Annotated in this window: 17 protein-coding genes; 12 read left to right on the top strand and 5 right to left on the bottom strand. The window is 62.3% G+C overall.

What is annotated here, in order from left to right; translation table 11 throughout:
• Positions 1–2 precede the first annotated feature (2 nt).
• Both NE851_RS25995 and NE851_RS25990 read right to left on the bottom strand, forming a co-directional pair.
• Complete coding sequence (locus NE851_RS25995; RefSeq protein WP_254962448.1) at positions 3–932, bottom strand: UDP-glucose 4-epimerase family protein; 930 nt, start codon at positions 930–932, stop codon at positions 3–5.
• Between the two features lie 114 nt (positions 933–1046).
• Positions 1047–2360 (bottom strand): MFS transporter, encoded by a 1314-nt coding sequence (locus tag NE851_RS25990; RefSeq protein WP_183903162.1) that lies wholly within the window; start codon positions 2358–2360, stop codon positions 1047–1049.
• Positions 2361–2585: 225 nt separating this feature from the next.
• Between NE851_RS25990 and aqpZ the strand changes: the two genes are divergently transcribed.
• From aqpZ to ligA, 10 genes are all read left to right on the top strand, one after another.
• Positions 2586–3272, top strand: coding sequence for an aquaporin Z (gene aqpZ, locus NE851_RS25985; protein ID WP_254958662.1), 687 nt, complete (start codon positions 2586–2588; stop codon positions 3270–3272).
• A 272-nt stretch (positions 3273–3544) separates the two neighbouring features.
• Positions 3545–4471 carry a D-alanine--D-alanine ligase gene (locus NE851_RS25980; protein WP_183903160.1) on the top strand — a complete coding sequence of 309 codons (927 nt, stop codon included), beginning with the start codon at positions 3545–3547 and terminating at the stop codon, positions 4469–4471.
• On the top strand, positions 4459–5391 hold the full coding sequence (locus tag NE851_RS25975) for a cell division protein FtsQ/DivIB (RefSeq protein ID WP_281414610.1): 933 nt from the start codon (positions 4459–4461) through the stop codon (positions 5389–5391). Before NE851_RS25980 ends, NE851_RS25975 begins: the two co-directional genes overlap by 13 nt.
• Entirely contained in the window at positions 5388–6719 is a 1332-nt protein-coding gene (gene ftsA, locus NE851_RS25970; protein ID WP_047610931.1) for a cell division protein FtsA, read from the top strand. Before NE851_RS25975 ends, ftsA begins: the two co-directional genes overlap by 4 nt.
• A 55-nt stretch (positions 6720–6774) precedes the next feature.
• Positions 6775–8493 carry a cell division protein FtsZ gene (gene ftsZ / locus NE851_RS25965; protein WP_254958659.1) on the top strand — a complete coding sequence of 573 codons (1719 nt, stop codon included), beginning with the start codon at positions 6775–6777 and terminating at the stop codon, positions 8491–8493.
• A 262-nt stretch (positions 8494–8755) separates the two neighbouring features.
• Positions 8756–9712 (top strand): UDP-3-O-acyl-N-acetylglucosamine deacetylase, encoded by a 957-nt coding sequence (gene lpxC, locus NE851_RS25960; RefSeq protein WP_047610927.1) that lies wholly within the window; start codon positions 8756–8758, stop codon positions 9710–9712.
• Between the two features lie 257 nt (positions 9713–9969).
• Positions 9970–10839 carry an outer membrane protein assembly factor BamD gene (locus NE851_RS25955; RefSeq protein ID WP_174824440.1) on the top strand — a complete coding sequence of 290 codons (870 nt, stop codon included), beginning with the start codon at positions 9970–9972 and terminating at the stop codon, positions 10837–10839.
• 5 nt (positions 10840–10844) lie between these two features.
• Positions 10845–12518 (top strand): DNA repair protein RecN, encoded by a 1674-nt coding sequence (gene recN / locus NE851_RS25950; RefSeq protein WP_047610924.1) that lies wholly within the window; start codon positions 10845–10847, stop codon positions 12516–12518.
• Positions 12519–12609: 91 nt separating this feature from the next.
• Positions 12610–13146, top strand: a complete 537-nt coding sequence (locus tag NE851_RS25945) for a DUF6886 family protein (RefSeq protein ID WP_168333415.1) — start codon at positions 12610–12612, stop codon at positions 13144–13146.
• A gap of 102 nt (positions 13147–13248) precedes the next feature.
• Complete coding sequence (gene ligA, locus NE851_RS25940; RefSeq protein WP_168333414.1) at positions 13249–15405, top strand: NAD-dependent DNA ligase LigA; 2157 nt, start codon at positions 13249–13251, stop codon at positions 15403–15405.
• Between the two features lie 34 nt (positions 15406–15439).
• Here ligA and NE851_RS25935 read toward each other — a convergent pair whose 3' ends face one another.
• Positions 15440–15976: a GNAT family N-acetyltransferase gene (locus NE851_RS25935; protein ID WP_127430211.1), complete on the bottom strand. Its 537-nt coding sequence runs from the start codon at positions 15974–15976 to the stop codon at positions 15440–15442.
• A gap of 281 nt (positions 15977–16257) precedes the next feature.
• Between NE851_RS25935 and NE851_RS25930 the strand changes: the two genes are divergently transcribed.
• Both NE851_RS25930 and NE851_RS25925 read left to right on the top strand, forming a co-directional pair.
• Positions 16258–16848, top strand: coding sequence for a 3'-5' exonuclease (locus NE851_RS25930; protein ID WP_047610917.1), 591 nt, complete (start codon positions 16258–16260; stop codon positions 16846–16848).
• Positions 16849–16924: 76 nt separating this feature from the next.
• The gene (locus tag NE851_RS25925) at positions 16925–17416 is read left to right on the top strand and encodes a CreA family protein (protein ID WP_097542155.1); all 492 of its coding nucleotides are present in this window, start codon (positions 16925–16927) and stop codon (positions 17414–17416) included.
• Positions 17417–17642: 226 nt separating this feature from the next.
• Here NE851_RS25925 and NE851_RS25920 read toward each other — a convergent pair whose 3' ends face one another.
• Entirely contained in the window at positions 17643–18110 is a 468-nt protein-coding gene (locus NE851_RS25920; protein ID WP_017965084.1) for a chemotaxis protein CheW, read from the bottom strand.
• A 2-nt stretch (positions 18111–18112) separates the two neighbouring features.
• Complete coding sequence (locus NE851_RS25915) at positions 18113–20077, bottom strand: methyl-accepting chemotaxis protein (protein ID WP_254958638.1); 1965 nt, start codon at positions 20075–20077, stop codon at positions 18113–18115.
• Positions 20078–20419 lie beyond the last annotated feature (342 nt).

Raw genomic sequence — 20419 nt, 5'->3', positions numbered from 1 at the left:
GGTTACTTCACCGCAAGCTTCAGGCCCTCGCGCGGCGTGACGACGGGCGACCAGCCGAGCACGTCGCGGGTGTGGGATATGTCGACCTGCAGGGAGCCGCAAAGACGCTGGTAGACGGCGTTCTTTCCCGTCACTCTCGCCCCCATCTGCAACAAGGCGGGAGGGACGGGAAGCAGCATCGGCTTGACGCCCAAACCTGCGGCAATTCCTTCGATAAGCCCCGGGGTCGACAGATCTTCCCCATCGCCTGCAAGAAAGGTCTGGCCGGCAGCGTCCGGATGCGTCATGCCCGTGACGATCAGATCGACGAGATTGGGAAGCGCGACCAATGTCCGGCGGTTCTTCAGCGAGGCGAAGGGGAGCGGTATCTTCTTCCGGACAAGTCCGACGAGCAGGGCGAAGTTGCCCCTGGCACCGGGCCCATAGACGAGCGGCGGTCGAATGACGATGATTTCGATGCCTGTTCGGGCGGAGATTTCATGCAGCCCGATTTCGCATTCCAGCTTCGAAATACCATAGGGATCAACCGGCATCGGCGTGTCGTCGTGCCGGAAAGGCCGGTCGTTCTCTTCACCATTGACCTTGATGCTGCTGATGAAGACGAGCCTTTTTACGCCCGCGCGGGCGGCTTGCTCGGCGAGATTCAGCGTGGCGGCAGTGTTGATTTGGCGGAATTCCGTCAGAGGATCGGCCGCGCGGTCATTCATGATGTGAACGCGGGCAGCGAGATGGACAATGACATCGACACCGTCGAGAGCTGCCGTCCAGTCGGTTTCGCTGGTTATCTCGATGGGAAAATGCCGCACATCCGCCGGGAAGCTGGCGGCGGCCGAGCGGGTGGTTACCGCAAGCTCCCATATCCGCTCTTTATGCAGCCTTTCGACGAGGGGGCCACCGACAAAGCCGGCCGCGCCGGTAATGAGGCATCGCATCATCTGTTCCCCGTTTTGCCGTGACTGCTCCGGTTAGCCTGAAGTGCCCACGGTATCAATAAAAAAGCCGCGACGGTGGCCGTCGCGGCTTTTCGTTGATTGGTTATCCGAGGCTCAGACTTCTTCGCGGCCCGACAGCAGGATGCAGACCAGCGAGATCACAGCCGAGGCGGCAAGGTAGTAGCCGACATAGTTCAGGCTGTAGTGGGTGGCGAGCCAGGTGGCGATATAGGGGGCGAGCGAGGCGCCGAAGATGCCACCGAGGTTGAAGGTCATCGAGGCGCCGGTGTAGCGCACCATGGTCGGGAAGGGCGCTGCAAGAGCCGCGCCGATCGGACCATAGGTGAAGCCCATCAAAGCGAGGCCGATGATCGAGCACAGGAAGGCGCCGGTCAGACCGCTGGTCAGCAGCGTCGCGTAGAAGAAGCCGAAGATTGCGATGGCAATCGTCGTCAGCGACAGAATGATGCGGCGCGAATAGAGGTCTGAGAGCCAGCCGGAAAGCGGGATCGTCAGGCCGAAGAAGACGACGCCGACAAGCTGGACGACCAGGAACTGCTCTCTGGAATAACCGAGCCCGCCCTTTTCCAAAGGTGTCGTGCCCCAGGAGAGCGTGAAGACCGTCATCAGGTAGAACAGCACGAAGGTCGCCACGGCGATGAAGGTGCCGAGGATCAGGCTGCGCAGGTGGCCGCGGAAGACCATCTCGATCGGCACGGCGACGCGCTCGTGCTTTTCGACGGCTTTGCGGAACTCCGGCGTTTCGGCGATCCTCAGGCGGACATAGAGGCCGACAGCGACAAGGGCGAGGCTGGCGATGAAGGGAATGCGCCATCCGTAGTCGAGGAAATCCTCGTTGCTCATCGTTTCCGCCAGGATGAGGAAAAATCCGGAGGAAAGGATAAAGCCGATCGGCGCGCCGAGTTGCGGGAACATGGCGTACCAGCTGCGCTTGCCGGGAGGAGCGTTTTCGGTGGCGAGCAGAACGGCGCCGCCCCATTCGCCGCCGAGGCCAAGCCCCTGGCCGAAGCGGCAAAGCGCCAGCAGCAAGGGTGCTGCGATGCCGATCGAATCATAGCCCGGCAGCATGCCGATCAGGACGGTCGAAAGCCCCATCGTCATCAGCGCGGCGACGAGCGTTGCTTTGCGGCCGATGCGGTCGCCGAAATGACCGAAGACCACGGCGCCGATGGGGCGGGCGAAGAAGGCGATCGAGAAGGTGACCAGCGACTGCAGCGTTGCGGCGTTCGAATCGCTTGCCGGGAAGAAGAGATGCGGGAAGACGAGGACGGCTGCCGTCGCGTAGACGTAGAAGTCGAAGAATTCGATGGTGGTGCCGACAAGGCTGGCGATGAGAACGCGAGCCGGAGAATTGACTTGCGCGCTGTTCGAGGCAGGTGTCGGCGATGCGGAGATCGCGTCTGTCATTTTCATTCCAATCAGTCTGTCTATGGAACGCCTTGGGAGGCCGGCGGGTCTTAACGCAATTTCAGATCTAAGAAAACGTCTCCTCGCGTCGCACGCATCGCGTCTCGAACCTGCGGTTTCTCGCTCCTTGCGTGAAGCTTGCTGCGCGCATGCCGGCGCGCTTGACCGGAATCAAATTGTGGCTGAAGCATTATTAACCCTTTGGTTGAAATGGAGGAGGCGCGTATGCAAAAGAGTCTTGTTGCCGAGTTTCTTGGCACATTCTGGCTGGTCTTCGGCGGATGCGGTAGCGCCGTGCTGGCAGCGGCCTTTCCCGAACTGGGGATCGGTTTTGTCGGCGTGGCCTTCGCGTTCGGCCTGACCGTGCTCACCATGGCCTATGCCGTGGGCGGCATTTCGGGCGGTCACTTCAATCCCGCCGTTTCCCTCGGTCTGACGGTTGCCGGCCGGTTTCCCGCCGCGCGCCTTGTTCCCTATATCGTCGTCCAGGTTGTCGGCGCCGTCGCCGCGGCCGCAGTGCTCTACCTTATCGCCAGCGGCAAGGCGGGTTTCGAGCTCGGCGGTTTTGCCGCCAACGGTTATGGCGATCATTCTCCGGGCGGCTATTCACTGCTTTCGGCGCTGCTGATCGAAGTGCTGCTGACCATGTTCTTCCTGATCATCATCCTGGGATCGACCAGCAGCCGGGTGCCTGCCGGCTTCGCGCCGCTGGCGATCGGCCTCGGGCTGACGCTGATCCATCTCATTTCCATCCCGGTGACGAACACCTCGGTCAATCCGGCACGTTCCACCGGCCAGGCGCTTTTCGTCGGCGGCTGGGCGCTGCAGCAGCTCTGGCTGTTCTGGATTGCGCCGCTTGCGGGTGGTGCGCTCGGCGGACTGGTGTGGAAATTCCTCGACGACGCCGACTGACTGCAAGATATCGAACTATCCCATTGAGCCCGCGTGGTTTTTCCGCGCGGGCTTTTCTCTTTCCGCGGATCGGCGGGCATCCTCGCTCGACATTTCCGAAGAGGTGAAAGTTAAAAAATGAAGGGCGCAGCAAGACGGAGTTAACGAAAGTAAACACTTCATTAACCATAATGATGCTCTAATGCGTGCAGGTCGGACAAAGGCCTGAAACGGAGCAGACAGCTTCGCGCAAGCGTCGCTTTCGAGAATGGAAGTTATTTTTGGGGGTGTTGATGAGTCGCAAGCATGTCGCTGTCCTGATGGGCGGATTTTCCTCGGAAAGGCCGGTCAGCCTTTCCTCGGGAAAGGCTTGCGCAGAAGCCCTCGAAGCGGAAGGCTTCGACGTGACGGCGATCGACGTCGCGCGCGATGTTTCCGAGAGGCTCGCCGCGCTGAAGCCCGATGTCGTCTTTAATGCGCTTCACGGCCCGTTCGGCGAGGACGGCACCATCCAGGGCATCCTCGAATATCTCGAGATCCCCTATACGCATTCGGGCGTGCTTGCCTCGGCGCTGGCGATGGACAAGGACAAGGCGAAGCTCGTTGCCGCCGCCGCCGGCATTCCGGTCGCCGAATCGCAGGTGGTCAATCGTTTCGCCTTCCCCGCGACGCATCCGATGAAGCCGCCCTATGTGGTGAAGCCGGTCCGCGAGGGCTCGAGCTTCGGCGTCGTCATCGTCACTGAAGACCAGGCGCATCCACCGCAGGTCGTCAGTTCCCCCGAGTGGCGTTACGGTGAGGAGGTGCTCGTCGAGCGCTATGTCTATGGCCGCGAGCTCACCTGTGGTGTCATGGGCGAAACGCCGCTCGGTGTCACGGAAGTGGTGCCGCAGGGACACAATTTTTATGATTACGACTCCAAGTATGCGGCAGGCGGTTCAAAACACGTCATCCCGGCGAAAATTTCACCGAATATTTACCAAAAAATACAAACATTGGCCCTAAGGGCGCATCAGGCAATCGGTTGTCGCGGCGTCAGTCGGTCCGACTTTCGTTACGACGATCGTTTCTCCGAAGACGGCGAAATTATCTGGCTGGAGGTCAATACCCAGCCAGGCATGACTCCAACCTCGCTCGTGCCCGAAATGGCCGGTCATGCCGGCTATTCCTTTGGTCAGTTTCTCCGGTGGATGGTGGAGGACGCGTCTTGTTTGCGTTGACGGTCAAGAGGTTAGGGCGCCCCAGCCATCATGCCGTGCTTCCGATGATGGAAGCCGAAGAGCGGTTCGTGCTGCCGCGCCCGCTGCGCCGGGTCACGCGCTTCCTGATCAGCCTCTGCAGCGGCCGCATCTACATTCCAGCCCATACTGGCACGGTCTCGGCGCTCGCTTTCCTGGCTGCGACAGGGCTTTACGGCATGTCGCTCGGCGGCCACACCGAATCAGTCGCCCAGGCGACAACGACGGCGGCAGGCTTTGCGATCGAGGACGTGAAGGTCTCCGGCAATTCGGAGACGTCCGAAATCGAGATCCTGCAGCTGATCGGCCTCGACGGCACGACCTCGCTGGTTGCTCTCGACGTCGATGCCGCCCGCCGGAAGATCGCCCATCTTCCCTGGGTCGAAAATGTCGAGGTTCGCAAGATCTATCCGAAAACGATCGAAGTGAAGCTCAAGGAGCGCCAGGCCTATGCGATCTGGCAGCACGGGCAGGAGCTTTCCCTGATCGAGAAGAACGGCAGCGTCATTGCGCCGCTGCGCGACAACAAGTTTTCGGCGCTGCCGCTGGTCGTTGGCCGCGATGCGGAAACGGCGGCGGCATCACTCGACGACGCCTTCTCGAAATGGCCCGACGTGAAGGCCCGCGTGAAGGCCTACGTCTGGATATCCGGCCGTCGTTGGGACCTGCATATGGACAACGGCGTCGTCGTCAAGCTGCCGGAAGACGGTATCGACCAGGCATTGGCGACGCTTTCGAAGTTCGACAAGGAGCATCAGCTGCTCGAGCGGGACATCGCCGCGGTCGATCTGAGATTGCCTGACAGAACCGCGATCCAGCTGACGCCGGAAGCGGCGGTCCGCCGGCAGGCGGTTGTGACGGAGCGTACGAAAGAATTGAAGAAGGCGGGGCAGAATATATGAGCTTGTTCGGTTCGTCCCATTTCGGATTGCCGCGCCTGAAGCCGCTTTCGTCGAAGCGGTCGCATATCGTTTCGGTGCTCGACATCGGCTCGACCAAGGTCGTCTGCATGATCGGCCGGCTGACGCCGCGCGAGGAAAGCCAGATCCTGCCGGGCCGCACCCATAATATCGAGATCATCGGCATCGGCCATCAGCGTTCCCGCGGCATCAAGACCGGCGTCATCGCCGATCTCGACGCGCTGGAAGGCGTCATCCGTCTTGCCGTCGACGCTGCCGAGCGCATGGCGGGGCTGACCGTCGAGAGCCTGATCGTCAATCTGACGGCCGGCCGCCTCGGCAGCGACATCTACACCGCGACCATCGATCTCGGCGGTCAGGAAGTCGAACTCAACGATCTGAAGAAGGTGCTGTCGGCCGCCTGCCAGCAGTCGCTGCGTCAGGACCGTTCGGTGCTGCATTCGCTGGCGACCGGCTTCTCGCTCGACGGCGAGCGGGGCATCCGCGATCCGCTGGCGATGTACGGCGACGCGCTCGGTGTCGACATGCATGTCGTCACGGCGGAGCGCTCGGCGCTGAAGAACCTCGAACTCAGCGTCAACCGCGCGCATCTGTCGGTCGAGGGCATCGTTGCGACGCCCTATGCATCCGGCCTTGCGGCGCTCGTCGACGACGAGGTCGAGCTCGGCTGCGCGGCGATCGACATGGGCGGCGGCACGACGACGATCTCGGTCTTTGCCGAAGGCAAGCTCGTTCATACGGATGCCGTCGGCCTCGGCGGCCATCACGTGACCACGGATCTCGCGCGCGGCCTTTCGACCCGCATCGAGGATGCCGAGCGGCTGAAGGTCGTGCATGCCACGGCCCTTTCGAATTCTTCCGACGAGCGAGAGCTGATCTCGATCCCGCCGATCGGCGAGGACGATCGCGACCAGCCGTCGCAGGTGCCGCGAGCGCTGGTTTCGCGCATCGTATCGGCCCGAATCGAGGAGACGATGGAACTGATTCGCGACCGTATCCAGCGCTCCGGCTTCAGCCCGATCGTCGGCAAACGCGTCGTGCTGACGGGCGGGGCGAGCCAGCTGACCGGTCTTGCCGACGTGGCGCGGCGCATCCTTGCCCGCAACGTCCGCATCGGCCGCCCGATGGGCGTCTCGGGGCTGCCGACGGCGGCCAAGGGCCCGGCCTTTTCGACGGCCGTCGGCCTGATGATCTATCCGCAGGTCGCGGACATGGAGACACATGCGTCACAGAGCGGTCTGCTCATGTCGCTTGGGGGAAATAACAGCCGGATAGCCCGCATGGGCCAGTGGCTGAAGGAAAGCTTCTGAAATTGAGTAATTGGCCGGCGTGGCGATGCGGCCAGAGAGAGAAGGAACAGGTACCATGACCATCAAGCTGCAAAAGCCTGACATCACAGAGCTGAAGCCGCGCATCACCGTGTTCGGCGTTGGTGGCGGTGGCGGCAATGCCGTCAACAACATGATCACCGCCGGCCTCCAGGGCGTCGACTTCGTCGTCGCCAACACGGATGCGCAGGCGCTGACGATGACAAAGGCCGAGCGCATCATCCAGCTCGGCGTCAACGTCACCGAAGGCCTCGGCGCCGGCTCGCAGCCGGAGGTCGGCCGCGCGGCTGCCGAGGAGTGCATCGATGAGATCGTCGATCACCTGAACGGCACGCATATGTGCTTCGTCACCGCCGGCATGGGCGGCGGCACCGGCACGGGTGCGGCTCCCGTCGTCGCGCAGGCAGCCCGCAACAAGGGCATCCTGACGGTCGGCGTCGTCACCAAGCCGTTCCATTTCGAAGGCGGGCGCCGCATGCGTCTGGCTGAGATGGGCATTCAGGAACTGCAGAAGTCTGTCGATACGCTGATCGTCATTCCGAACCAGAACCTCTTCCGCATTGCCAACGACAAGACGACCTTCGCCGATGCCTTCGCCATGGCCGACCAGGTTCTCTATTCCGGCGTTGCCTGCATCACCGACCTGATGGTGAAGGAAGGCCTCATCAACCTCGACTTCGCCGACGTCCGCTCGGTGATGCGCGAGATGGGCCGCGCGATGATGGGCACCGGCGAAGCCTCCGGCTCCGGCCGCGCACTGCAGGCCGCAGAGGCTGCAATCGCCAATCCGCTGCTCGACGAAACCTCGATGAAGGGCGCTCAAGGGCTGCTGATCTCCATCACCGGCGGTCGCGACCTCACCCTCTTCGAAGTCGACGAAGCCGCGACCCGCATCCGCGAGGAAGTCGATCCAGACGCCAACATCATCCTCGGCGCCACCTTCGACGAATCGCTCGAAGGCATCATCCGCGTCTCGGTCGTCGCAACCGGCATCGACCGGGCGATGAACGAAGCCGCCGAGCGGAACCTCCAGCCGGCAGCAAGGCCCGCTATCCGTCCCTCCGCGGCTGTTGCTCCGGCAGCGGCCGCAGTTCAGCCTGCCCCCGTGATGCAGGCACCGAAGGCCATGGATCCGATCGCGCAGACCATCCGCGAAGCCGAGATGGAACGCGAGCTCGAAATTCCGGCCCCGCGTGCTGCCGCACCGCTGCAGCAGCCGGCTCCACAGCAGGAAACATTCCGTCCGCAGAGCAAGATCTTCGCGCCTGCGCCGGAAGCTCCGGCAATGCGTTCTGCCCCTGTGCAGCAGCAGGCTCCGGCGCCCGTCATGAGCCAGCCGGTCATAAGCCAGCCGGTTCAGCAGCAGCCGGTCCGGCAGGAGCCGATCATCCGCCAGGTGCCCGAACCGGTGCGCATGCCGAAGGTCGAGGATTTCCCGCCGGTCGTCCAGGCCGAACTCGACCACCGCACGCAGCCGGCCTCCGCGCATGCGGCGGAAGAGCGCGGTCCGATGGGCCTGCTCAAGCGAATCACCAATTCGCTTGGCCGCCGTGACGACGACGCCGTTGCCGCCGACATGACCGCCGCACCGCCGGCTGCTTCGCAGCAGCGCCGTCCGCTGTCGCCGGAGGCGAGCCTCTATGCACCGCGTCGCGGCAACCTCGACGACCAGGGCCGCGCGGTTCCGCAGGCCCGGATGATGCAGGAAGACGACCAGCTGGAAATCCCGGCATTCCTGCGTCGCCAGTCGAACTGATACCGTGCTTCTGCACCGTTCATGCCCGGGATCAAGGTCCCGGGCATTGCCGTTTTTCTGGCTGCGATTCGCAAGTGATTTCAATTGCGTGACTTCGTAACAAAGCGAAAGAAACAGTGATTTGGATTGGAGCGCCGGCGCACGTAAGTATGGTGCAAGGAAACTGCCCTAGGAGACCTTTCGACAGGCTCCTGCTGCAGAATGAACGATGACCGTGCCGATCGGACAGACCGGCGGTACGGAAGAATAAAAGGCAGAATTTATGGCAATTGGCTTGCTGGGTTTTCAAACGACGGTATCGCGCCCCGTAACGCTCTCGGGCATCGGAGTGCATTCGGGCGCTGATGTCTCGATCACCCTGAACCCGGCGGAATCGGGCACCGGCGTCGTTTTCCAGCGCCTGCATGACAATGGCGATATCACCGAACTCAAGGCCGTCTCCTCGCAGGTCGGCAATACCGACCTTTGCACCGTGCTCGGCTTCTCGCCCGCCCATTCGGTGGCGACGATCGAGCATGTCATGGCCGCCATCTATGCGCTCGGCCTCGACAATGTGGTGATCGAGGTGCAGGGCTCCGAAATGCCGATCATGGATGGCAGCTCGCTACCCTTCGTCGAGGCAATCGAGCAGGTCGGTCTCGTCTCGCTCGGCGTCAAGCGCCGCTATATCCGTATCACCAAGCCGGTGCGAATCGAGCATGGCGGCTCCTGGAGCGAATTCCGTCCCTATGATGGGACGCGCTTCGAAGTCGAAATCGATTTCGAGTGCCCGCTGATCGGCCGGCAGAAGTGGGCCGGCGACATGAACGCCGCCGTCTTCAAGGCAGAGCTTTCCCGCGCCCGCACCTTCGGTTTCATGCGCGATGTCGAGCGTCTCTGGGCGTCGGGCCACGCGCTCGGCTCCTCGCTTGAAAATTCCGTCGTCATCTCGGACGACAATACCGTCATCAACGTCGAAGGGCTGCGTTACGCCAAGGACGAATTCGTCCGCCACAAGACGCTCGATGCCGTCGGCGATCTGTCGCTTGCCGGCGCGCCGTTCATCGGCTGCTACCGTTCCTATCGCGGCGGTCACAAGATGAACGCCAATGCGCTGAAGGCGCTGCTCGCCGATCCCTCCGCCTACGAGGTCGTGGAGACGTCGACGCCGCGCCAGCGCGTTGCTGCCCGTGAACTGATCGCAGTCAGCGCTTCGGAATTCGCTCCCTGGTCGGCATGACCTCCAGCACATTCTCAAGACCAGGCCGCCTCTTTCCCGGAGGCGGTTTTTTTATATCCGCCGCGTCGTCGGCAATAGGCAGATGCATGACTGCCACAGGTCGGGAAGAAGATGAAAAGCCCGGTCATTCTGCGGCGGCTGCCACAAAAATGCGTTAATGCCTTATCATTGCGTTGCTCTTGATGCACATTTGTGGCTAGAAACGCCAGCGAGGCGTGGCTGCCGTGGAGCGAGTGGCGGCAGTGGGGTTCTTTCGAATGGGTTATGCAGGATCTGAAGGTATGATGAAGACAGCGCGTGCTTTGTTCGCATCGCTTCTGGTGCTCAGCGCAGGCGCCGCGATCTCCGGTTGCCAGTCGGACCCTGATATCGACATTACCAAGCTCGGCCTCGAAACTGATCCGCCTGATGTGCTCTACACCCAGGGCCTTGCCAATATGAAGGCCGGCAACATGGCGGAAGCGGCGCGCAAGTTCGACGCGATCGACCGCGAGAACCCGTTCTCCGAATGGGCGCGCAAGGCGCTTGTGATGAGCACCTTCGTCAAATACCGCCAGGGGCGTCTGGACGATGCGCTTGCTTCGGGCAACCGCTACATGTCGCAATATCCGAAGTCCCAGGATGCCGCCTATGTGCAGTATCTCATCGGTCTCACCTATTCCAAGCAGATCGTCGACGTGACGCAGGACCAGCGCGCCTCGGCCAAGACGATCGAGGCGATGCAGGCTGTCATCGACAACTATCCGAACTCCGAATATGTCGACGACGCGCAGGCGAAGATCCGCTTCGCGCGCGACCAGCTCGCCGGCAAGGAAATGCAGATCGGCCGCTACTACATGGAGCGGAAGGAATATCTCGCCGCGATCTCACGCTTCCGCATCGTCGTCGAGAAATATCCGAACACCAACCAGATCGAAGAGGCCCTGGCGCGTCTCGTCGAAGCTTATTACGCCATGGGCATCGTCGACGAGGCGCAGACGGCGGCTGCCGTTCTGGGTCACAATTATCCCGACAGCCAGTGGTACGCCGATTCCTACAAGCTGCTGCAGACCGGTGGTGCCGAGCCGCGTGAGAACAAGGGCTCGTGGATCGCTGCGGCAGGCAAGAAACTTCTTCTCGGTTCCTGAGGCCAATGCTGATCCAGCTTTCGATCCGCGATATCGTCCTGATCGAGCGGCTGGATCTTGCCTTCGAGACCGGCCTCTCCGTGCTGACGGGCGAGACCGGGGCGGGCAAATCCATCTTGCTCGACAGCCTGTCGCTGGCGCTCGGCGGGCGCGGCGACGGCAACCTGGTGCGCCATGGCGAGGACAAGGGCCAGGTGACGGCTGTGTTCGACGTTGGCATGGATCACGGCGCCCGCATGCTCTTGCGTGAAAACGGCATCGATGACGAGGGTGATCTGATCTTTCGCCGCCAGCAATCGGCGGACGGGCGCACCAAGGCCTATGTCAACGACCAACCGGTCAGCGTGCAGCTGATGCGCCAGGCCGGTCAAATGCTGGTCGAAATCCATGGCCAGCATGACGACCGCGCTTTGGTCGACACCAATGCCCACCGCACTCTGCTCGATGCCTTCGCCGGCCTTACCGACGAGGTTTCGGAGGTCTCCCGGCTCTATCGGCTGTGGCGCGATAGCGAGCGGACGCTGAAGAAGCACCGCGAGAAGGTGGAAAGTGCGGCACGCGAAGCCGACTATCTGCGTTCTTCCGTCGAGGAACTCGAGAAGCTCTCGCCGCAGGATGGCGAGGAGGAAGAACTCGCCGACCGCCGGCAGAAAATGATGAAGGCCGAGCGAATCGCCGGCGATATCGCCGAGGCCTCCGAGTTCCTGAACGGCAATGCCTCGCCGGTGCCCCATATCGCCTCGCTGGTGCGCCGGCTGGAGCGCAAGAGCCATGAGGCGCCAGGATTGCTCGAAGACACGGTGGCGCTGCTCGATGCCGCGCTCGATCAGCTTTCCAACGCGCAGATGGAAGTCGAGGCGGCGCTGCGCAAGACCGAATATGATCCGAGGGAACTGGAGCGGGTAGAGGAGCGGCTTTTTGCGCTCCGGGCCGCCTCGCGCAAATATTCCGTGCCCGTCACCGAGCTGCCTGCGCTTGCCGTCCGCATGATCGCCGACCTTGCCGATCTCGACGCGGGTGAGGAGCGGCTGGCGCGGCTCGAAGCCGAGGTCGGCCTGGCCCGGGAAAATTACGATGCCGCGGCGCGCTCGCTCTCCGACAAGCGCCATCATGCCGGTATCGCCTTGGCTGCGGCTGTCATGGCCGAGCTGCCGGCGCTGAAGCTCGAACGCGCCCGTTTCATGGTCGAGATCACCACCGATGCGCACGAGGCCCTGGCTGAAGGCATCGATGTGGTCGAGTTCCATGTCCAGACCAATCCCGGCACGCGGCCGGGCTCGATCATGAAGGTTGCCTCCGGCGGCGAACTCTCACGTTTCCTGCTGGCGCTGAAGGTGGCGCTCGCCGATCGCGGATCTGCTCCGACGCTGGTCTTCGACGAAATCGACACCGGCGTCGGCGGTGCGGTGGCCGATGCGATCGGCCAGCGGCTGAAGCGGCTGTCGGAGCGGGTGCAGGTGCTGTCGGTCACGCATGCGCCGCAGGTCGCAGCAAGGGCGGCGACGCATCTTCTGATCTCCAAGGGACCGGCGGCCGAGGGTTCGGAAAAGATCGCTACGCGCGTCGCGACGATGGCGCAGAAGGACCGCACCGAGGAGATCGCCCGCATGCTGGCCGGGGCATCGGTGACCGAAGAGGCGAGGGCGGCGGCAAAGCGGCTGCTGGCCGGCAACGGCTGATCGCAACTCGGCTGTCGGTAAGGCCGACGGCGGTGACGAACATCTCGCTTTGCGCTATCCGTAACATTCCGATCCGCGCCGATCTGTTGCCATGCGCCTTTTCCATTTCAGCGATGATCCCGACATTGCGGTGTTCGAACCGCGCCCGGTTCGCGTAGCCTCAATCCGCCCGGCGGGCCGGGAATGGCTGAACGGTCCACTCGTTTGGGCGATCGATGGCGACCATGACTTCATATATCTCTTTCCGCGCGACTGCCCGCGGATCCTGATCTGGGCGACACCCAAGACGCCGGAGGCGGAGAGGCGGCACTGGCTCAGGGATTGCCGGGCCGCGGCCTATGTCGAGCGTCACTGGTTGGAAAGGCTCTCGGCGGAAACGCTCCATCGCTACGAGCTGCCGGCTGGGGGTTTCGAGGATCTGAATGATGCCGGCATGTGGGTGGCCCGCAGACGCGTTGTTCCCACCGAGCGCACCGCCATCTCGCGGCTCGACCGGGAGTTTGCGCCGCGCGGCGTGGAGCTCAGAGTGGTCGACAGTTTGCGGCCGTTGAAGAGCCTTTGGGACACGAGCTTGCATGTCAGCGGCATCCGGCTGCGCAATGCGCGGGATTGGGAACAGGATGGGTAGATCGATCTTCGCAGCGCGGCATGCGCGGCCTCTCTTTTCATCCGGCGATTTTGCTCTAAAAACAATCCAGATTTCTGGCCAGATTCCCCGGAGTGTTATTCCATGCCCACCGAAGGTTCCGCCGTCGACACGTTGACGATCGAAGAGGCTGCCGCCGAGCTCGAACGGCTGGCAAAGGAGATCGCGCATCACGATGCGCTCTATCACGGCAAGGACCAGCCGGAGATTTCGGATGCCGATTACGACGCGCTGAAGCGCCGCAATGATGCGCTGGAAGCGCGCTTTCCCGAGTTGATCCGCGAAGACAGCCCATCGCGGCATGTCGGTGCAGCGCCCTCCGTGACGTTCTCGCCTGTCGTCCATGCGCGGCCGATGCTGTCGCTCGACAACACCTTCTCGCAGGAGGACGTGCAGGATTTCGTCGCCGGCGTCTATCGCTTCCTCGGCCGTCTGCCGGACCAGTCGATCGCCTTTACCGCCGAGCCGAAGATCGACGGTCTCTCGATGTCGATCCGTTACGAGAACGGCAGGCTGGTGACGGCTGCGACGCGCGGAGACGGGACGACGGGGGAGAACGTCACCGCCAACATCCGGACCATCGCCGAGATCCCCAACGAGCTGCCGAAGGGCGTGCCCGCTGTCGTCGAGATCCGCGGCGAGGTCTATATGGCCAAGAGCGACTTCCTGGCGCTGAATCGGCAGATGGAGGCGGAGGGCAAACAGACCTACGTCAATCCGCGCAACACCGCGGCCGGGTCGCTGCGCCAGCTCGACGCCAAGGTGACAGCGAGCCGCAAGCTGAAATTCTTCGCCTATGCCTGGGGCGAGATGTCTGAGATGCCCGCCGACACGCAATTTGCCATGGTGCAGACCTTTAGAGACTGGGGTTTCCCGGTCAATCCGCTGATGAAGCGGCTGAATTCGGTCGCCGACATCCTGGCGCATTATGACGAGATCGGCCTTGAGCGTCCGGATCTCGACTACGACATCGACGGCGTCGTTTATAAGGTCGACAGTCTCGAACTGCAGGCCCGTCTCGGCTTCCGCTCGCGTTCGCCGCGTTGGGCGACGGCGCATAAGTTTCCGGCCGAACAGGCCTTCACCGAGGTCGAGAAGATCGAGATCCAGGTCGGCCGCACCGGGGCCCTTACGCCGGTGGCGCGGCTGAAGCCGATCACGGTCGGCGGCGTCGTCGTCACCAATGCGACGCTGCACAACGAGGATTACATCAAGGGCATCGGCAATAGCGGCGAGCGCATCCGGCCGGAGGAACACGATATCCGCGAAGGCGATACCGTCATCGTCCAGCGCGCCGGCGACGTCATTCCGCAGATCCTCGATGTGGTGATGGAAAAACGCGCGGTCGACGCCCGGCCATACGAATTCCCGAAGACATGCCCGGTCTGCGGTTCGCATGCGGTGCGCGAGGTCAACGAGAAGACCGGCAAGATGGATTCGGTGCGCCGCTGCACGGGTGGCTTCATTTGCCGAGCGCAGGCGACGGAGCATTTGAAGCACTTCGTTTCGCGCAACGCTTTCGATATTGAAGGGCTCGGTTCGAAGCAGATCGACTTCTTCTTCGAAAACGAGGACGCGTCGCTGCAGATCCGTACCGCGCCCGACATCTTCACGCTGGAGAAGCGCCAGCAGCAATCGCTGACCAAGCTCGAAAATATCGACGGCTTCGGCAAGGTCAGTGTCGGCAAGCTCTATGCGGCGATCAACGAACGGCGCAGCATTGCGCTCCACCGCTTCATCTACGCGCTCGGCATCCGTCATGTCGGCGAGACCACGGCGAAGCTGCTGGCGCGCTCCTATGGCACCTATGCGGCCTTTGAGACGGGGATGCGGGAGGCCGAGACGCTTGCCGGTGACGCCTGGAACGATCTCAATGCCATCGAGGGCATCGGCGAGGTCGTGGCGCGGGCTATCGTCGAATTCTACAAGGAGCCGCGCAATGTCGAGGTGATCACCCGGCTTATCGAGGAGGTGACGCCCGAGGAGGCCGAACAGCCGGTGACGGCGGGCAGCCCGGTCGCCGGCAAGACCGTCGTCTTCACCGGGTCGCTGGAAAAATTCACCCGCGACGAGGCGAAGGCGAGGGCGGAAAGCCTCGGCGCCAAGGTGGCGGGATCGGTCTCCAAGAAGACCGACATCGTCGTTGCCGGCCCCGGCGCCGGCTCCAAGCTCGACAAGGCGCGCGAGCTCGGCGTGCAGACGATGGACGAGGATGAATGGCTGGCGTTGATCAGCGGGTGAAGGGCTGAGGGCAGGCCGCCAGCCTCCCGCTCGCTCATAGCCTGAGCCGTGCCATCGTATAGGCGTCGACATATTGACCGGCGCGATATCCGAAAGCCCTTAGCAGGCCTTCCTGTTTGAAGCCGAATTTGCGGTAGAGACCGATGGCGACATCGTTGTCGGTATAGACGGTCAGTTCCAGCCGTCTGATATCGAGCCAGTCATCGGCAGCGTCGACAAATGCGCCGAGCAGGATCCGTCCGAAGCCGCGGCCGGTGAAGTCGTCATGCACGCCCATGCCGATGCTGGCGACGTGCTGCCTGCGGCCGGAAAGACGGTTGAGGCCGCCACTGCCGACGATCTTGCCATTTTGGGTGACGACGAGGTTGAGCGCGCCCGGTGACGGATTTTCCATGTGCTTACGAACCTCCTCGACTGCCTGGTATGGCGGCCGCAAGGTACCTGCCCGGTAGCCCGGCAGATTTATGAGATCGGTGATCTCCTCGGCATCGGAAAGGCGGACGGCACGCACCAGGACGCCGTCCGGCAGGGGCGCTCGGCCGCGCGATTCATTCTCTTCGTTTTCGGACATTCATGCTCTCCATCGGTTTTACGAGGAGAGCCGGTTTCCGAAAACCCTGCTCGCCTCGGCAGGGTTTCGGGATGATCGGATCGCTGCTAACGCGCCATCGCTCCCGCGTACCCTTCCAGGGTCGTGGTGTGATGAATAAGCGTTGCCATGGTCACGAAGCCGATCATGGCAGGTAGGTTTCGATATGCGGGTTAAAAAGTCAACCATGCGTCGTGCCGAATTTGCGCGGTGGGAAGCGGGGCGGTATTCCTGTGCCTGGAGAAACGATTCGGGTTGCTGCATTGAAAACCATCGCGATTGACTTCGAGACGGCGAACGAACAGCGCGGCAGCGCCTGTTCGGTCGGCCTTGCCTGGATCGAGGATGGCAGGGTGACGCGCGTCGAAGAGCGACTGATCCGGCCGCGAGACATGCGTTTTTCCGGAATGAACATCGCAATTCACGGCATCCGGCCGGAGCATGTCGAGGATGCGCCCGAATTTCCCGAGGTGATGGACGAGTTCCACGAGGATTTTCGCGGCGCCACGATGATCGCGCACAATGCCGCCTTCGATTTCAGTGTCTGGCGAGCGTGCCTCGATCTCTACCGGCAATCCTATCCGGAGCTTACCTATCTCTGCAGCCTGAAGATGGCGCAGCGGATCTGGCCGCACTTCCTCTCGCACCGGCTGAACCTGATCGCCGAGCATCTCGGCCTGCGTTTCGTGCATCACAACGCCGCCGAGGATGCCGCGGTCTGCGCGGCGGCGGCGATCGAAATGGCGAAGGCGGTCAAGGCGAACGCCGTTCACGCCATACCGGCGCTGATCGGCATGAGGCCCGGCCGGCTGACGGCGCGGGCTTACGAGCCCTGCACCTGCCGGAAAGGCTGAGCGTTCTCGCAACGGCGATTTCTTGCAAAGCATGGGTGCATGCTTATCTAGAATCCGGATCATTCAGGGAGCCGCCATGTCCAAGCTGCGCAATCTTCTCCTCGCCGCCTTCTCTTTCTCCGTCCTTTCCGGCGGTGCTGTCTCGGCCGAGGTGGTCGGCAAGGTCGGAGTCGACTGGATCGGCAACGACATCATTGTCGAGGCGGTCTCCGACCCTGAGGTCAAGGGCGTTACCTGCCACGTCACCTATTTCGACCGCAGCCTGATCGACCGGTTCAAGAACGGCAACTGGTTCGAAGACCCGTCCAACAATTCCATCGCCTGCCGGCAGACGGGGCCGATCGAGATCGGCAATATCGACCTGTCCAAGGACGGCAGCGAGGTGTTCCGCCAGGGCATGTCGCTGATCTGGAAAACGCTGGTCGTCAACCGCATCTACGACAAGACCAACGACACGCTGGTCTATCTCGCCCATTCGCGCGAACTGACGGACGGTTCGGCGAAGATGTCGATCTCGACCATTCCGCTCTATGGGCAGAATGTTGTGTGGAAGAACGGGAAGCCGTAGGGGCGGGAAGGTTCCTGGATTTTTCGCGTTCGTTATTGAAAAGCCCACCCCACAAGGGGGGAGGGGCTTAACTTGTCGCACCCGCTTCCAGATCTTTGACGTTTCGGGAGGAGCGAGGCGGGGCCTGAGCTTAGTCCCTCCCTAAAGCTGATCCGATGCTGGCTTATGCTCCACACCAAACGGAAAAGGCCCGGACGAGCCGGGCCTTCCAATACGCAAACGGAAATCAAGCCGCCTGCGTCAGCTCGTCGGCAATGACCGTGTCGAGGTTCAGGAAGCAGACCATGGTCTTTTCGAGCGCGACGATGCCGCGGCAGAAGGCGCGCTGGGCTTCCGGGATGATTTCCGGCGGCGGCTGCAGGTCTTCGCTCTTGATGGTCATCATGTCGGAAACCTGCTCGACCAACAGGCCGACCAGCTTGCCGGCGATATCGGTGACGATGATTGCCGAGCGCTCGGAGGGCTCGGTCATCTTCATGCCGAGGCGGCAGGCCATGTCGATGACGGGGATCACGGCGCCGCGCAGGTTGATGAGACCCAGCACGTAGGGCGGGGTGTGCGGCATCGGCGTCACCGGCGCCCAACCGCGGATTTCGCGGATGGCCATGATGTCGATGCAGAACTCCTGGTCGCCCAGGTGGAACGAAACGATTTCGAGATAGGCGCCCGATTGCTTGATGGCGTTGTTGTTCATGGTCAGAATTCTTCCCAGTTGTCCCCGGCGGGAGAGGCGATGACTTTGGCGGCAGAACCGCCGTTGAATGCGCCCGCGACTTTGCCGATCAGGTTGCGCGCGGGAGATGGTCTCGAATGCGAGGCGGCATTTGCCTCTCGCGGCGTTTGCCGGGCGCTCATGCCCTCGCCGGTCTTGAACTGCTTGACCAGTTGCGTCAGGTTTTCCGCGTCGATGGCGAGCGTATGGCTTGCAGCGTTCGTCTCTTCCACCATGGCCGCGTTCTTCTGCGTGACCTGATCCATCTGGCTGATGGACGTATTGATTTCATTCAGTCCCACTGATTGTTCGCGCGCAGAGGTTACGATTGATTTAACATGTTCGTCGATGCGCAGAACATCTTCGCCGATCTGGCGAAGCGCTTCGCCGGCGGCCGTCACCAGTTCGCCGCCGATCTTCACTTCGTCGCCGGATTTTCCAATCAAGGTCTTGATATCCTTGGCAGCGCCGGCGGCGCGGCCGGCGAGTTCGCGTACTTCCTGGGCAACGACGGCGAAACCCTTGCCGGCTTCGCCGGCGCGTGCTGCCTCGACGCCGGCGTTGAGCGCCAGAAGGTTCGTCTGGAAGGCGATCTCGTCGATGACGTTGATGATCTTGCCGATCTCGCGGGACGCGCCTTCGATTCGCTGCATCGCCGCCATTGCGTCGCCGACGACGATATCCGACTTCGCCGTGTTCTCACGGGTATGGGTGACCATATGGCCGACTTCCTCGGCGCGGTTGGTCGCGTTGCGGACGGTGGCGGTGATCTGGTCGAGGGCGGCTGACGTCTCTTCGAGCGACGCGGCCTGCTGCTCGGTACGCTTGGCGAGGTCGTCGGCGGCAGCGCGCATCTGGCGGCTGTTCGCCTCGATCGAGTTGCTGTTGACGGCGATGTCGCTCATCGCCTTGCGCAGCGTTGCCGTCGTCTGGTTGAAGTCGCGGCGCAGGCGCTCCAGTTCCTCGCGGAAAGGCTGGTCGATCGTAACGGTCACGTCGCCTTCCGACAGGCGGGTAAGGCCGTGGCCGAGGGCGGTGACGGCGGCGTTCAGAGCTTCGGCGTCGGCGAGCTTTGCGGCTTCGCGCTCACGGTGCTCGGCATCGCTGCGCTGCCTGTCGGTCTGGTTCTGCGTCTCGAGGTTACGCTTCTCGATGGCGGCGAGACGGAAACTGTCGGCGGCGCGGGCCATTTCGCCGATCTCGTCGCCGCGGCTCCTTTCGGCAACGTCGCTGGCGAAATCGCCGTTCATGATGCGCTGCATGCTTTCGCGCACGGCGCCGATGCCGCGGCGGATCGAGCCGCCATGGACATATTGCAGAATACCCATGCTGAGGATGGCGAAGATACCGAGGCCGATCTGGAGAATAAGGGCTTCCCGCGATACGGCATTGGCAAGATCGACATGCTGCTGGGCAAAGACGGTGCCGTCAGCGGCGAGCTTGTCGAGCGTTTTGGTCAGCTCCTCGCCGGCGCCGTCGATCGTGTCGTCGATCTTGTCGAACTCGGCATCGGGCGCACCCTGTTGAACCAGAGCGACGAGATCGACCTGGATCGCCTTGCCCATTGCGGCGACGTCGGCGTCATAGCTTTTCAACAGACCATCGTCATGCATTTCTTCGGCAAGCCGGCGCATTTCCTTCGAGCCGCCGGAAAGGGCGGTGAGCGAATCGCCGATCAGCTTGATGCGCTCCGGCTCCACCGCCTTGTCGTCCTTGTCGACGATGATATCCATGGCGGCCAGCACCATCGTCAGGTTCGCAAGGCGCATGTCGTCGATATGGTTGACGCTCGTCTGGATCTCGCTGGCGCTACGCAGGCTGGCATCGACCCGCATGTTCTCGTACCAGCCGACGCCAAGCATCGTTCCGAAACCGAGGAAGGCCGCGCCACCGAGCGTCCAGAGCCGCTGGCTGACTGACAGGCTCTTGCGCACTGCTGAATTCGTCATGAAAAGACCCCTCCACAAACCGCTCGGGTTTATGTTCTCCTACCCTCATGCGGACGTCCGGGGTTTTTGCCACTCGGCAGACTTCATGTCAGAACGGCTCGATGGAGCCGCACGCATTGCTAAATATAGATATGACGGCTTAAGTCTTTCCTAACGATATGTGCCTTGAGATTGTCTGTTCGCTTCAAAAGCAAATTATTCAAAACACGATGTTTTTCGATCCATGGCAATTTCGGCGGGCAGATTTTCCGCTGTGGATGGCCTCTATCAGTGAGACAATCAATCACGGGTCAGAAAACATATTGTTGAATTGCGCGCGTCCGGTCGGGGCTATAATCACGC

It is taken from the genome of Rhizobium anhuiense bv. trifolii, from assembly GCF_024346605.1.
Lineage (GTDB): Bacteria > Pseudomonadota > Alphaproteobacteria > Rhizobiales > Rhizobiaceae > Rhizobium > Rhizobium anhuiense.
Note: the sequence above shows the minus strand (reverse complement) of the source record. Positions and strands in the feature narration are given on the sequence as shown.

What these genes read in the sequence shown, in the direction of transcription:
- ftsZ (WP_254958659.1), top strand. Translation starts at nt 6,775, where the DNA reads ATGACCATCAAGCTGCAAAAGCCTGACATCACAGAGCTGAAGCCGCGC.
- NE851_RS25995 (WP_254962448.1), bottom strand. Translation starts at nt 932, where the DNA reads ATGCGATGCCTCATTACCGGCGCGGCCGGCTTTGTCGGTGGCCCCCTC.
- NE851_RS25935 (WP_127430211.1), bottom strand. Translation starts at nt 15,976, where the DNA reads ATGTCCGAAAACGAAGAGAATGAATCGCGCGGCCGAGCGCCCCTGCCG.
- NE851_RS25980 (WP_183903160.1), top strand. Translation starts at nt 3,545, where the DNA reads ATGAGTCGCAAGCATGTCGCTGTCCTGATGGGCGGATTTTCCTCGGAA.
- NE851_RS25920 (WP_017965084.1), bottom strand. Translation starts at nt 18,110, where the DNA reads ATGAACAACAACGCCATCAAGCAATCGGGCGCCTATCTCGAAATCGTT.
- aqpZ (WP_254958662.1), top strand. Translation starts at nt 2,586, where the DNA reads ATGCAAAAGAGTCTTGTTGCCGAGTTTCTTGGCACATTCTGGCTGGTC.
- lpxC (WP_047610927.1), top strand. Translation starts at nt 8,756, where the DNA reads ATGGCAATTGGCTTGCTGGGTTTTCAAACGACGGTATCGCGCCCCGTA.
- ftsA (WP_047610931.1), top strand. Translation starts at nt 5,388, where the DNA reads ATGAGCTTGTTCGGTTCGTCCCATTTCGGATTGCCGCGCCTGAAGCCG.
- NE851_RS25955 (WP_174824440.1), top strand. Translation starts at nt 9,970, where the DNA reads ATGGGTTATGCAGGATCTGAAGGTATGATGAAGACAGCGCGTGCTTTG.
- recN (WP_047610924.1), top strand. Translation starts at nt 10,845, where the DNA reads ATGCTGATCCAGCTTTCGATCCGCGATATCGTCCTGATCGAGCGGCTG.
- ligA (WP_168333414.1), top strand. Translation starts at nt 13,249, where the DNA reads ATGCCCACCGAAGGTTCCGCCGTCGACACGTTGACGATCGAAGAGGCT.
- NE851_RS25945 (WP_168333415.1), top strand. Translation starts at nt 12,610, where the DNA reads ATGCGCCTTTTCCATTTCAGCGATGATCCCGACATTGCGGTGTTCGAA.
- NE851_RS25915 (WP_254958638.1), bottom strand. Translation starts at nt 20,077, where the DNA reads ATGACGAATTCAGCAGTGCGCAAGAGCCTGTCAGTCAGCCAGCGGCTC.
- NE851_RS25990 (WP_183903162.1), bottom strand. Translation starts at nt 2,360, where the DNA reads ATGACAGACGCGATCTCCGCATCGCCGACACCTGCCTCGAACAGCGCG.
- NE851_RS25925 (WP_097542155.1), top strand. Translation starts at nt 16,925, where the DNA reads ATGTCCAAGCTGCGCAATCTTCTCCTCGCCGCCTTCTCTTTCTCCGTC.